This window comes from Sorangium sp. So ce176 (genome assembly GCF_051519835.1).
Lineage (GTDB): Bacteria > Myxococcota_A > Polyangia > Polyangiales > Polyangiaceae > Sorangium > Sorangium cellulosum_G.
In genome coordinates this window covers 5,488,504-5,501,517 of sequence record NZ_CP150371.1, presented here as the reverse complement: position 1 = coordinate 5,501,517, position 13,014 = coordinate 5,488,504, and the positions used below count along the sequence as shown (strand labels likewise).

8 protein-coding genes are annotated in these 13,014 nt (G+C 71.3%); 2 read left to right on the top strand and 6 right to left on the bottom strand.

Annotated elements, in window-relative coordinates; genetic code table 11:
* Positions 1 to 38 precede the first annotated feature (38 nt).
* The gene (locus tag WMF42_RS20590) at positions 39 to 1,274 is read left to right on the top strand and encodes an MFS transporter (protein WP_437693730.1); all 1,236 of its coding nucleotides are present in this window, start codon (positions 39 to 41) and stop codon (positions 1,272 to 1,274) included.
* Between the two features lie 128 nt (positions 1,275 to 1,402).
* On the opposite strand, the gene WMF42_RS20585 is transcribed toward WMF42_RS20590, so the two are convergent.
* The 3 genes from WMF42_RS20585 to WMF42_RS20575 all read right to left on the bottom strand — a co-directional run bounded on the left by WMF42_RS20585 (position 1,403) and on the right by WMF42_RS20575 (position 4,648).
* On the bottom strand, positions 1,403 to 2,926 hold the full coding sequence (locus WMF42_RS20585; protein WP_437693728.1) for an arylsulfatase: 1,524 nt from the start codon (positions 2,924 to 2,926) through the stop codon (positions 1,403 to 1,405).
* A gap of 219 nt (positions 2,927 to 3,145) precedes the next feature.
* On the bottom strand, positions 3,146 to 3,766 hold the full coding sequence (locus WMF42_RS20580) for a class I SAM-dependent DNA methyltransferase (protein WP_437693726.1): 621 nt from the start codon (positions 3,764 to 3,766) through the stop codon (positions 3,146 to 3,148).
* A gap of 66 nt (positions 3,767 to 3,832) precedes the next feature.
* Complete coding sequence (locus WMF42_RS20575) at positions 3,833 to 4,648, bottom strand: alpha/beta fold hydrolase (protein ID WP_437693724.1); 816 nt, start codon at positions 4,646 to 4,648, stop codon at positions 3,833 to 3,835.
* A gap of 840 nt (positions 4,649 to 5,488) precedes the next feature.
* Here WMF42_RS20575 and WMF42_RS20570 point away from each other — a divergent pair.
* Positions 5,489 to 6,655 (top strand): fatty acid desaturase family protein, encoded by a 1,167-nt coding sequence (locus WMF42_RS20570; protein ID WP_081426417.1) that lies wholly within the window; start codon positions 5,489 to 5,491, stop codon positions 6,653 to 6,655.
* A 28-nt stretch (positions 6,656 to 6,683) separates the two neighbouring features.
* Here WMF42_RS20570 and WMF42_RS20565 read toward each other — a convergent pair whose 3' ends face one another.
* From WMF42_RS20565 to WMF42_RS20555, 3 genes are all read right to left on the bottom strand, one after another.
* A complete protein-coding gene (locus WMF42_RS20565; RefSeq protein ID WP_061607838.1) occupies positions 6,684 to 7,748 on the bottom strand; it encodes a sensor histidine kinase in 1,065 nt (354 codons plus the stop codon).
* Positions 7,749 to 7,877: 129 nt separating this feature from the next.
* A complete protein-coding gene (locus WMF42_RS20560; RefSeq protein WP_437693722.1) occupies positions 7,878 to 9,803 on the bottom strand; it encodes an ATP-binding response regulator in 1,926 nt (641 codons plus the stop codon).
* A gap of 226 nt (positions 9,804 to 10,029) precedes the next feature.
* Positions 10,030 to 12,336 (bottom strand): adenylate/guanylate cyclase domain-containing protein, encoded by a 2,307-nt coding sequence (locus WMF42_RS20555; protein WP_437693720.1) that lies wholly within the window; start codon positions 12,334 to 12,336, stop codon positions 10,030 to 10,032.
* Positions 12,337 to 13,014 lie beyond the last annotated feature (678 nt).

Here is a 13,014-nt window from a genome sequence, read left to right as displayed (position 1 = left end):
GCGACCGGCTGCATGATTCTTCCCTGATGTTCACGATAATGCACGAAAGTTCGGAGGAGCCCTCTGCTCTCTCCACGGCGCGCGCCCGGCGCGCCGTCTCGATCATGTTCGTGGCGAACGGCATCGCCTTCGCTTCCTGGGCCGCGCGGGTCCCCGCTGTGCGCGAGCGGCTCGGGCTGCGCGACGGCGAGCTCGGCATGGCCCTGCTCGGCGTGGCGGTCGGCGCGATCCTCGCCTTCCGCGCCGCCGGGCCGCTCATCGCCTGCGTCGGGAGCCGGCGCGTCACCCGCGTCTCGGCCATGCTCCTGTGCGCGGCGCTGCCCCTGCCCGCGCTCGCGCCGTCGTTCGCCGCGCTCGTCGCGGCCCTCCTGCTGCTCGGCGCCAGCAACGGCCTCATGGACGTCGCCATGAACGCGCAGGCCGTCGAGGTCGAGCGGCGCCACGGCCGCCCGATCCTCGCCTCGTTTCACGGCATGTTCAGCCTCGGCGGGCTGATCGGCGCGGCGCTCGGAGCGCTCGCGGCCGACCGGGCGGTGTCGCCCGCGGTGCACCTCCTCGCGGTCGCCGCGTTCCTCGCCGTGACCGTCCTCGACGCCGGCGGGGCGCTCACGGCCGACGCGCGCCCCGAGCCCGCTGTCGCCGCGGGCGCGGGCGCCTCCGGGGGGAGCCCCTCGACCCGGCTCCTCCTGCTCGGCCTCATCGCGTTCTGCTCGTCCGTTGGCGAGGGCGCCATGGCCAACTGGTCGGCCGTCTACCTCCGCGACGAGCTCCACACAACCGCGGCCGTGGCCGCGACCGGCTACGCCGTCTTCTCGCTGGCGATGCTCGTCGGGCGGTTCTCCGGGGACGGGCTCACGCAGCGCTTCGGCGCCGGGCGGCTCGTGCGCGCGGCGGCGCTCCTCGTCGCGGGCGGGCTCGGCGCGGCGCTCGTCGTCAACGTCCCGATCGCCCTGCTGCTGGGCTTCGGGTGCGTGGGCGCCGGCCTTTCCGTCGTCGTGCCGCTCGTCTTCCGCGCCGGGGCGAGCGCGCCCGACGTGGCGCCCGGAAAGGCCCTGTCGACGCTCGCCACCCTGTCCTATGGCGGCTTCCTCGTGGGGCCGCCGCTCATCGGCCTGCTCGCCGACCGCTTCACCCTGCGGGGCGGGCTCGCCGTCGTCGTGGCGCTCGTCCTCGTGATCGTCGCCCTGGCCCCGGTGGTGGCGCGCGGACCTGCCGCCCGCTCGTCCGCCGTTCGCCTGCCCGCCGGACGCCCGCAGGCGATCAGGGCGCACTGACCGCGGACGTCGCCCGCATCGAGCACCCTGCCCGTCAGCGCCGGGAAGAGACGGGCCGGGAAGAGAGCGCGATGGTCGCGGTCGCCTGCCAGCCGGGCAGACGAACGACGACGAGGCTGAGCGGCCGCTCAATCCGACATCCGTTCCATGCGCTGGAGGATGGTGTCCAGGTTCCATGTCTCCGGCTTGTGCCGGGGAGGGAACTCCTGGAACGAAGCGATGAATTGCTGCGCGAGCTCGATGGCCGGCGCGATCACGAAGGCGTGATCGATGCGCCACTTGTCGTACAAGATGCTGCCCAACTCGGCCCTCTCGAAGGGATCGGCCCGGAGGTCGACGAGCTTGGGCAGCCGGAGCGGGACGAACGGCTCCTGCCAGACACCCAACCCGCTGGCGCGCTGCTCGGCAAAGACGATCTTCCAGCGATCGTAGCGGAGGGCGACGAGCTGCCCCTCGTCGTTCACGTAGAAGAACGCGCGCCGCGCGCTCGGGCCTTGGCCGGAGAGCAGCGCCAGCTGATCGTGGCCGTCGAGGTGGACCTTGAACGTCCTGTCGCCGGCGCGGCACCCCTCGAGCAGCCGCTGCTTCACGTCGCAGAGCCCCGCCGCCGCCGCCAGCGTGGGGAACCAGTCCTCGGACGCGATGAGCGAGGTGTTGACCTGACCGGGGGAGATCACGCCGGGCCAGCGGACGAGGCAAGGCACGCGATAGGCCCCCTCGTACTGGGTGTTCTTCTCGCCCCGGAACGGCGTGGTACCGCCGTCGGGCCAGGTGAACGCCTCGGCGCCGTTGTCGGTCGTGTAGATGACGAGGGTGTCCTCGGAGAGGCCGAGATCGTCGAGCTTGCGCAGCAGGCTGCCGACGTGCCCGTCGTGCTCGACCATGCCGTCGGCGTAGATGCCGAGCCCGGTCTTGCCCTGCGACTCCGCCTTGAGGTGGGTCCATATGTGCATGCGCGTGCTGTTGAACCAGACGAAGAAGGGACCCTCGGACCTCTGCGCCCGCTCGATGAAGTCCACGGCAGCGGCGAGGATCTCCTCGTCGATTGTCTCCATGCGTTTCCTGGTGAGCGGGCCCGTGTCCTCGATCCGCTGCCCGCCCTGACCATCAGCCCAGGCGTGGAGCACGCCCCGCGGCCCGAATTTCGCGCGGAACTTCGGGTCCTGGGGGTAATCCGGGTTCTCGGGCTCCTCCTCGGCGTTGAGGTGGTAGAGGTTGCCGAAGAACTCGTCGAACCCGTGCATCGTGGGCAGGTGCTCGTCCCGATCACCGAAATGGTTCTTGCCGAACTGCCCGGTGGTGTAGCCGAGCTGCTGGAGGATCTCGGCGATGGTGGGATCTTTGTCGCTGATGCCTCGCTTCGCGCCCGGGATCCCGATCTTGGTGAGGCCGGTCCGGAGCGGCGTCTGGCCCGTCATGAGCGCGGCGCGCCCGGCCGTGCAGCTTTGCTGTCCGTAATAGTCGGTGAAGAGGACCCCTTCTCGCGCGATACGGTCGATGTGGGGCGTCTCGTAGCCCATCATCCCTCGGTTGTACGCGCTCAGGTTGAACCAGCCGATGTCGTCTCCCATGATGATCAGAATATTCGGCCGATTCTTGCTTCCCGCGCGCGCGCGGGCATTGCCATGCAGGCGTCTGGGCTTCTGCCTCATGTCTCCACCATGGGGCCGGACGCCTGGCGCTGGGACCCCACCGTCGAGGGGAATCAGACCTCCGAGTCGCAACAGAACGGAAACCATGAGCCCCGTCAAAAGCCCGGCGGCGGAGAGGACCACGAGCCCGGTCTGCAGGGCGCAGGTGCCTTGTCCGGAAGTCGAGCGGTTCGCGAAGGGCCGTGTCGCCTGCTGCGCCCTGGGCCACCGGCCGGGCGATCAGCGCTTGCGCCACACAGTCGCCAGCCACGGCTGCTGCGCGCGCGGCAGGCCTGCGGGCCGGTAGTAGTGCTCGATCTCCTCGAACCCTGCGGTCGTCACGTGGTCGCGCCAGCGCTCGAGCGACCAGGTACAGGCGTACCGGTCGCCGGACCACCCCTCCCGGTCGTCGCCGCGCGGGTTGGAGCTGAAGAGGACGCCGCGCGGGCGGAGCGCGGCGTGGAGCTCGCGGAGCACGCGCGGCAGCTCGGCGCTCGGCACGTGGAACAGCGACGCGTTGGCGAAGATCCCGTCGAAGCGCTCGGCCCCGAGATCGAGGCGCAGGAAGTCCTGGTGGAGCACCTCGCAGCCCGCGTGCCGCCGCGCCATCTCGACGAACCGCGCGGACCCGTCGAGCCCGACGGGGACGTGCCCCTCGGCGCGGAACGCGGCGAGGTCGCGCCCAGGGCCGCAGCCGAGATCGAGGATCGTGAACGGGCCCGGTCCCTCCAGCGCCGCGAGCAGGGCGGCGCGGTTCTGTGAGACGTCGTGATCCCGGGTGCCCTCCCAGAACGACAGGGCGTGATCGTCGTAGTGACTTACGGTCCTCGCGGTGAGGCGAGCGGTGTCGTCGTCGCGCATGGCCGCAGTGTGGGCCGGGCGCGCCCCGTCGCAAAGGAGCTCAGGCGATCGACCGGCCGGGCTGCGTCACGCGGCGGTGAGCCAGGCCTCGAGCTGCTCGGTGAACCGGTCCGGTGCGTCCATCATCAGCCAGTGGCCGGTCCCTCGCAGCACGGCGGCCTCCAGCGCGGGCCTCAGCACGTGCAGGCTGAACGGCCGCGCGTTCGAGGGGGCGATGATGGCGTGGGCGCGGGAGCCCGGGGCGGCGAGGTAGCGGTCCAGCGTGTCCACGGCGGGGAAGTCGATCATGCTGCGGTACATGCCGAGCAGCCGGTCGCGCGGCGTGACGGCGAGGCGGCCCAGCACCACGTCGCGCGTCGCCGGCGCGCTGCCCACGAGCGCCCCGTCGAACCCCGCGCGGGTGGCGCTGCGCCAGTCGTCCGTCTCGAACGCGGCCTTCAGGGGCGAGAGCTGCTGCTCGCGGATCTCCGCCGGGAGCTGCGTGAAGTCGCCGGGCGGGTCCACGAGCACGAGCCGCGCGACGCGATCCGGATGGCCGGCCGCGGCGGCGATGGCCACGAGCGTGCCGAAGCTGTGGCCGACGAGCGCCACGCGCGGAAGGCCCAGGGCGTCGAGCACCGCGAGCACGTCGGCCGCGCACGCGTCGGGCGAGTAGTCCGCGTCGGGCGGGGCCTCGGACGCGCCGTGGCCCCTCAGATCGATGGCGAGGGCGCGGCGCCTGCCCGCGAGGTGCGCCAGCGGCGCCTCCCAGAAGCCGACGTGGCCGACCATCCCGTGCACGAGCACGAGCGGCAGCGCCTCGCCCGCGGTTCCATCGCCCGCGGCCGGATGATCGACGATGTGGAGCGCGCCCGCAGGGCCCGCGACTGTATGAGAAGGCATGTGCGTCAGCTACCTCGGTGCGTGTGGCCGCGTGAAGGAATCGTGGTGCGCAGCGACGGCGGAGCGTAGGCGAGGCCCTCGTCCTGGGCAACAGGGCGCGCTTTTCGTCGGCGCGGTCGCGCGCGACCGCGACCGTGCGCAGCCACGTCGGTCCATGCGCGCCCGCGAGATCCGTGAGGAGGTCCGCGTGCGCGTCGCGGCGCTCCTCCCGCGCGAGGGGCGGGGCGCGCCCGGAACATACGCGACGTCTGGATAGCGATCGATCGAGGCGCTCCACCCCAGGGCGCGCCCGCTGAACGTGTTTCCGTCGGTGCCATCGCGACGTGGCGTTGATGGCGTGGCAATCGTTGCGCTGGTACATTCTGTTAACATCCAGCGAGACGCGTGTTCGCCGCGATTCTTCGTGGACGCTGCGGAGCCAGGCACCGGCGAGCCCCGTTCTGCCCTGCGCAGCGGGACAATGTGTCTCGGTGGCCGTGAAGCGCGCGCCTGGCCGGATCCGCGTTGCTCTCGGAGCATGATCGCGATCCGGCTGAATTCACCCCTCGCGAGCGGGCGCCGCCGCTTCCGGCGGGGGTTGGACCGCATCTTGCTGAATACGAGGGGGATCGATCGTCCGCGCTGCAGCAGCGCGGGTGGGCCGAGGTCGGTGCACGATGGGTAACGGGGTGGGCTCAGAAGCGGCGCCGAGAGGCGCGGATCGAACCTTGAGCGATCAAATAGATAGAGTATACGCTGTGCATCAACAAGGGATCAACGACAGGAGAGGAGGCGGGCGCGGCCATCGCGTGCGGCGCAGCCGTTGCCTGTCACAGGCCACGCGTCATCGAGGAGGAGATCATGCGCACCGATTCACTCAGATCAGGCAAATCCGTGTGCCCACGGCTCGACCCTGAGTCGCTCCCCGACGCCGAACGCTATCGCCTCTTCGGCGAGGAGCTCGACGCGCTCAAGCAGCGCACCTTCGCGCGGATGGGCAGTGACGACGTCGCCTACGTTCGACGGCTTGATCACTTCGCGCGCAGGATGGAGCTCGCCGGGCGCGTGCTCATCCATGTCAGCCTGGAGCCGGTCTCGTTCTTCCTCGGCGTCGGCGCGCTCTGGGTCAACAAGCAGCTCCAGGCGACGGAGATCGGTCACAGCGCGCTCCACGGCGCGTGGGATAGACTGCCCGGCGCCGAGAAGTTCACGTCCAAGACGTTCCGGTGGGACACGCCCGTCGACGAAGAATCGTGGCGACGCGGTCACAACGTGCGCCATCACGGAAATACCAACGTCGCCGCGAAGGATCCGGACATCCACTTCGGCCCGGTGCGCCTCACCGAACAGACGCCGTATTCTCGGTGGAACCGCTGGGCTGTCCCCTTCACATTGGCGTGGATATTCCCGAACTTTCTCTTCGTCATCGGCTCACATGTCGCCGGATTGAACGATGTCTTCTTCGACAATGGCCGGCCCGAGAAGCTCGACTTTCTGCCCGACCGATCGAAGGAGAGCGTGCGTGGCGCATGGAAGCACGCGCTTCGCAAGTACGTGCCATATTATGCCAAGAACTATTTCTTCTACCCCGCGCTCGCAGGACCGTTCTTCGGAAAGGTGCTGCTCGGCAACTGGCTCGCCGAGACGATGCGCGACGTCTACTCGGCAGCCACGATCTTCTGCGGCCACGTTGGGGGCGACGTGAAGAGCTGGCCGGCAGGAACACGCGCGCACGGGCGCGGCGAGTGGTACGCCATGCAGGTCGAAGCCACGAACGACTTCGAAGTGAGCCTGCCGGTGTCGATTCTATGCGGCGGCCTGGACCGGCAGATCGAGCATCATCTCTTCCCGACGCTGCCCCCGTCGCGCTTGCGCGAGATCGCCCCCGAGGTACGGGCCATCTGTGAGCGGTATGGCGTCAATTACAAGACCGACACGTGGGGAAGAACGCTGCGCAAGGTGTTCTCGCACATCGCGCGGCTCTCGCGCGAGGGAGGTGTTCGCGAGGTGGTGCGCGCGATGGCGTGAGTCGGGTGCGCCGCGCGCGGCCAGCGCCTCACGCCGCCGGCAGCCTCGGCAGCTCGATGGAGAAGACGCACCCCTTGCCCGGCAGATCACGCACGCCGATCTTTCCGCCCATGGCCTCGACGCCCTTGCGGCAGATGGAGAGCCCGAGCCCCAGGCCGGTTCGATTGGCGCTCCGCTGCTCGAAGGGGCGAAACAGATCCTCGCACTTGCCCGGCGGCAGGCCGCCGCACTCGTCCTCGACCTCGATCAGGACGCGCTCGGCGGTCGCGGTCGTCCGAAGCGATATGTGGCCGTGAGGGCGGCTGAACTTGAACGCGTTCTGGAGCAGATTGCCGAGCGCGGCCAGGAGGAGCTGCGGATCAGCGTGCACGTAGACGCCCTCTGCGACAGGGGGGGCGGTCAGCGAGATGCCGCCGACGCCTGCTCCCAGGGCAGCCTCGACCACAGCCTCCCCGACGATCTCGGACACCGAGACGCGCTGGCGCTGCCCGAGTCCGGATTCGAGGCGCACGCCGGCGAGCGAGTTGTTGATGAGGTCGCGAAGCGCCCGCAGGCTGCGGCCGAGCATGGCGCCGGTGCTCCCGCTGGTGCCGACCGTCCCCGCCTGGAGCATGGTGAACGAGAGCATCGCGACGGAGAGCCGGTTGCGCAGCTCGTGCGCGAGGACGCCCAGGCGCTCCGCGCCCTCGTAGGCGATCGACGCGTCGCGCTGGCGCTCGTACTCGGTGACCGCGCCGGCGATGGCGTCATCGAGGCAGCGGTTGAACGTGTTGAACTCGTCTGCGGTGATCGGCACATCCCTCTCGCTGGCCAGCTCCGTGACGACCTGGCAGACGTCTCCGTAGCCGTGGATGACCTGGCTCACGGTGAAGCCCATCGCGAGCAGCTCGCCGCCGTGTACGGCTGCGCTCGCCTCGATCGCTCCGCTGTCGAGCGTGGCGAGGCGCAGCCGGTCGATGAGCTGACCCAGGAGGAGGGGCACGCCGTTCTTCAGCTCGGCCTCGGTCGGCACCGGGGTCGTTCGCGCGGCGACCTTCGACCGGGCGCGGCGGATGATCTCCTCGGTGCTCGAGGTGAGGAAGGCATGCAACATGGCGCCAATATACTTCCTCCACGCCGTGTATGCTGGTGAACAGCGCTCGCGCCGAAAAAATCCGGCAACGCGGATGGGGCCGCTTGTCTCCAGAGGCCCTCGTGCAGGGCAACACGGCGGCTCGGCGCCTCACGGCGCAGCAGCGCGCGCGCGGGCGGGGCTCGTCGGCAACTCCGCGGCCAGGCTGCTCACGACCTCGGAGAGCTCGGCGGCGACGACGGGCTTCGTGAGGTACACCTGGAAGCCGGACGCGAGCGCCCGCTGGCGATCCTCGCGCCGCGCGTAGGCCGTGATCGCGATGGCCGGGATGGCGCCGCCCGCGTCCGGCGCGAGCGCGCGCACCTTGCGCATCAGGGAGAAGCCGTCCTCGTGGGGCATCCCGAGATCCGAGATGAGGATGTCGGGCCGGAACTCGACGAGCGCCCGGAGCGCCTCCTCTACCGATCGCACCACCCGCGGCTCGACGCCCAGCTCCCGGAGCATGGCGCCGGCGATCTCGCCGGCGTCGTCCTCGTCGTCGACGACGAGGACGCGGAGCCCGTCGACGCGCCGCCCGGGTGCCCCCGGCGGCGCGCCCTCGGGGGCCGCGCTGTCGCGCGACCGGGCGAGGCCGTCGCTCACCGCCTGCGCGGGGCCGGCGACGGGCAGCACGACAGCGAACGTCGCGCCTCGCCCCTCCCCCTCGCTGCGGGCCGAGATCGTCCCGCCGTGCAGCTCGACCAGGTGGCGGACGATGGCGAGCCCGAGGCCGAGACCGCCGTGGCGGCGCGTCGTGGAGCTGTCGGCCTGGCTGAACCGCTCGAAGACGAACGGCAGGAAATCGGGGCGGATGCCTTGCCCCGTGTCGCTGACCTCGATGCGGAGATCCGCGCCTCGCTGCGCGACCGAGACGCGCACCGCCCCGCCCGCGGGCGTGAACTTGATGGCGTTGGAGACGAGGTTCCAGCACACCTGCTGGAGACGCGTTGTGTCGCCCAGGATCCGGGCGTCCCGCGCCTCGACGGCGAGATCGAGCGCCACCCCCTTCGCGTCGGCTGCAGGGCGCAGGGACTCGACAGCAGCCCCGATGACCGCGCCGGGGTCGAGGAGGTGCCTGTCGAGCCGCACAGTGCCGGCGATGATCCTGGACACGTCGAGGATATCCTCGATGAGCCGCGCCTGAGACCGGGCGCTCCGCTCGATGGCCTGCAGCCCGCGCGCCTTCTGCTCGGGCGCGGCGTCCTTCGCCAGGAGCAGGTGCGACCAGCCGAGGATCGCGTTGAGCGGCGTCCGCAGCTCGTGGGAGACCGTCGCCAGGAACTCGTCCTTCAGCCGATTGGCCTCCTCCGCCTCGGCGCGCGCGCGGCGCTCGCTCGCGAAGAGCGCCGCGCGCTCCTCTTCCGCCCGCTTGCGCGCCGTGATGTCGCTGAAGTGGACGGCGATCCCGTCATGGAGCTGCACGACCATGATCCGGAACCAGCGGCGGCGCTCCCCCTCGCCCCAGGGCAGCTCGACGTCCACGGGATCGCCCGTCTCGACAACGCGCGCGCACCGCGCGAAGAGGTCGTGTCTTGTCTGCTCGCCCGGCAGCATCTGGAGAAGACCCCGGCCCACCAGGCGCTCCGGGGCGCACTCCAGCATGCTCGCCGCGGCGGGGTTCACGTACTCCCACCGGAAGTCCACGATGCCGCCCTGCGCGTCCCGGACGGCCCAGAGCGTGACGAACCCGTCGAGCGAGTGATCCTGAGCGATCCGCAGCCGCTCCGCGCTTCGCGCGGCGAGCCGCCTCGTCCTGTGCAGGTTCTCGGCCATCAGCGAGCTCATCACCGCCGTTACGATGAACGTGCTGAGCTGTACGGCGCTGTGAATCGGGGGGGGCGCGAACGATTGATAAGGAATGAAGAAGAAAAACCACACCATGAAGCCGCAGATCGCCGTCGTGATGAGCCCGGCGCCGAGGCCCCCGAACCAGGCGCTCGCCACGACCGCTGGAAAGTAAATAAGGAACGGCGCCTGGTCTCCCAGCAGCGAGCGGGCCACGAACTTCAGCGTGAGGGCGAAGACCGCGATCAGCACGGCCGCGCCGTACCGCACCGGAGCGGAGCGCCTCCTGGTCAGCGTGCTCGCGATGCGCGGACTCGGGGGCACGGGCATGTGAGGTGCTTAATCCTGTCTTGCCGCCCGGTCGAGCTGCGATGTCGCCGCGCCGGCGACCGGGCAGGGCCGCCGAGCACGAGGGCTGGCTCCCTGCGAGGGCCCCCGTCCTAGCGGGGCGCAGCCAGGACAGGCGCCCGCGGCGCCGCTACGCCTCGGCGCGGTGGAGCTCCTGCACGAGGGCCGCGAGCCCGGGCGGCGAGGACGTGAAGTGGATGCGCACCACGTCGTCGGCGCGCGGGTCGAGCTCGATCACCTTCGCGTGCAGCTCGCCGCCGAGCTGCTCCGCGAGCGCGACGGACGGGTGGAGCTGGAGGTTGGTGAAGGGCGCGGGGCGGGGGTGTAAGCGCAGCACGGCGCCGAAGGGCGAGAGCCCGAGGATGTAGGCGGACTGCGGCTCGCCCTCCACGCGCTTGCCGGCGAGGCGCGCGCACACGACCGGCAGCGGCGACGAGAGCGGCAGGATCTCGACGCGCCGCTCGGGCAGGTAGAGCCGCTCGGGGTTGTCGAGGCCGAGCACCTCGTGGACCAGCACGCGCGTCGAGAACCCCTTGACGGACAGCGCGTGGCTCTGGCCGAGCAGGAGGCCCGTGCCGGCGGCGCGGCGCGTGCCGTCCGCGATGAGGATCTGGCGGCCCACCGTGCACGACTCGATGCGCGACGTCAGGTTGACCTGGGCGCCGACGACGCCGTATTTCGTGCGCGCCTCGGAGCCGATGTTGCCCACGACGACCGGGCCGGTGTTGAGCGCGATGCCCATCTGCAGCGTCGGCAGGCCCTCCGCGCAGTTCCTGTCGTTCACCGCGTCCATCGCGAGCTGCATCTCGATCGCGCAGGCGACCGCGCGGCGCGCGTCGTCGCCGGTCGAGAACGGCGCGCCGAAGAGCGCGAGGATCGCGTCCCCGATGAACTCGATGATCGTGCCGCCGCGCGCGATGATGATGCGCGCCATCTCGCCGAGATAGCCGTTCAGGAGCCGCATGACGACCTCGGGCGGCATGTTCTCGGTCATCGTGGTGAAGCTCCGGAGGTCCGTCATCATGATCGTCACCTCGCGCTCCTCGCCGCCGAGGAGCTGGGCCTCGGGCGAGGAGAGCAGGCGGCTCACGACCTCGTCGCTCAGGTAGCGGCCGAACGTCTTGCGGATGAACTCGCTCTTGATCGACAGCTCCGCGGCGAGCTGCGAGAGCTGCTCGCGCGAGCGCTTCAGCGTGAGCTGCGTGTCGAGGCGCCCGAGCAGGATGTCGAAGTCGATCGGCTTCGTGACGTGATCGTTGGCGCCGAGCCGGAGCGACTCCACCACGTCCTCGCTCGCGCCCCGCGTGGTCACCATGATCACGGGCAGCTCCGCCTGCGACCGGCTCTGCCGCAGCGCGGAGAGCACGCCGAGGCCGCTGATGCCGGGCATGTTCACGTCGAGCAGCACGGCGTCGAAGCGCTCGCGCGCGGCCAGGCCGAGCGCGCGCGGGCCGTCCTCGGCCGCGATCGCGCGGAAGCCGTTGTTCTGCAGCACCCGGCAGAGCACGTCGCGGTTGCCGCGGCTGTCGTCGACGACGAGGATGGCGCCGCGCCCGCCGCCCTCGAGCTCCGCGTGGAGCGCCGGCTCCTCGTGCGGGGAGGAGGGGACGCTGACCTTCACGCTCGAGGGCGCGTCGTCCTCGCCGCCCCCGTTCTCCATCGCCTGGACGATGCCGAGCAGCTTGCGCGAGGCGAGCTCGATGTTGCGGATGTCCTCGATGTGCTGCGGCGCGACCTTGCCCTGCAGCGACGCGACGAGCAGGCGCGTGTAGCCGAGGATCTGGTTGATGGGCGTGTACGGGTCGTGCCCGCCGCCGTGCGGCTCGTGGAGCCGCTGCGGCTCGCGCCGCGCGGCCGGCGCGGGCTGGTGCGCGGCGGCCGAGGCGACGGCGGCCACGCGCCTGCCCGGCGACGAGGCCGGCGCGTGGCCGCGGCTCGTGTCCTCGAAGCGCGACACCTCCGGCACGCGCGAGCTCGGCGGCTCGGGCGGCTGGGTCGTTGGCAGCGTGGCGGGCGTCGCCTCCGCGTCCCAGGTGGCGAACGGATCCTGGGCCGCGAGGCCGCTGCGCGCCGCGGCGGCGGCCACGGCCGCGGCGCCCGGCCGATCGCGCCAGCCGCGCGCGTCCTGCGGCGGAGATCCGACGAGCGGCGCGAGCGGCCCGCTCGGCCGGTCGCGCCGGAGGCGCGCGTCGGTCGGGAAGTGGCTGCCCCGCGCGGGGGCCGGCGCGTGCTGCGGGGGCGGGAGCGTGCTGCCGCCGCGGTTCGAGGGCGGCGCCGGCGGCAGGCAGCTGCTGTTGCTGCGCGGCGGGTGCGGCGCCGGCGGCAGGCAGCTGCTGTTGCTGCGCGGCGGGCTCGGATCCGGCGAGCTCCCTCGCGACGGCACGGGGCTCATCGGTGCCTTCTTGTGCGCGTCCTTGTCGGAGGGTGATCGGCTCATAGCTCCGGCGATTCTACGCTTCCGGGCGTCCGGGCGACGACGGATGACACCGCTGCTTCACTTTTTATCGCACCCCGACGCCCGATCCACGGCGGGTGGATCTCGTCGGCCGGCGTTCCTGCGACCCCGAGAGCGTCCAGGCCGTCCTGGTGAACGGTTTCAGTGAGCCGGCACCCCGGACGAGAGACTGTATCTCGCGCCAGGAACCAGCCCTTTTGTCGCATCGCGTGATCCGGGGGCGCGCCGGCTACCCGACATGCGCGGCGAAGCCCCGCTGCCCGAGGGCGATTGTCGAGGACAAATGAAACACATTTTTTGAAGGCGATCGTCACTCGGCCTCCCGCGGGCCTCGCCGGCGGGCGCCTCGCGGCGCTCGTGGTGTCCGAGGCGCCCGTCGTGAGGGGCCGGCTGACGGCGGCCACGAGAGGGACAGCCGCGGCCTCGCCAGGCGACGTGGCCCACATGCGGACCCACTCCAGCGCTCCGGAGCGGCGGCCCGTCGTCGCGCGTGTGGGCAGTCGAGCGCGGCCGTGGCAGCCGCGCGCCGCCCCGGCGAGCTCATCCCACCCGGCGCGCCGGAAGCTGCGGCGGATCGCGCGCCGGGCGCACGACAAGCATGCTTGTCTCCGGCTTCCCCACCTGATCATCGGGCGGCGCACATGCGCGCGCTGGAGGAAA

Excerpts from the sequence above, each read along its gene's own strand:
- WMF42_RS20590 (WP_437693730.1), top strand. The coding sequence starts at position 39 with ATGCACGAAAGTTCGGAGGAGCCCTCTGCTCTCTCCACGGCGCGCGCC.
- WMF42_RS20585 (WP_437693728.1), bottom strand. The coding sequence starts at position 2,926 with ATGAGGCAGAAGCCCAGACGCCTGCATGGCAATGCCCGCGCGCGCGCG.
- WMF42_RS20580 (WP_437693726.1), bottom strand. The coding sequence starts at position 3,766 with ATGCGCGACGACGACACCGCTCGCCTCACCGCGAGGACCGTAAGTCAC.
- WMF42_RS20575 (WP_437693724.1), bottom strand. The coding sequence starts at position 4,648 with ATGCCTTCTCATACAGTCGCGGGCCCTGCGGGCGCGCTCCACATCGTC.
- WMF42_RS20570 (WP_081426417.1), top strand. The coding sequence starts at position 5,489 with ATGCGCACCGATTCACTCAGATCAGGCAAATCCGTGTGCCCACGGCTC.
- WMF42_RS20565 (WP_061607838.1), bottom strand. The coding sequence starts at position 7,748 with ATGTTGCATGCCTTCCTCACCTCGAGCACCGAGGAGATCATCCGCCGC.
- WMF42_RS20555 (WP_437693720.1), bottom strand. The coding sequence starts at position 12,336 with ATGAGCCGATCACCCTCCGACAAGGACGCGCACAAGAAGGCACCGATG.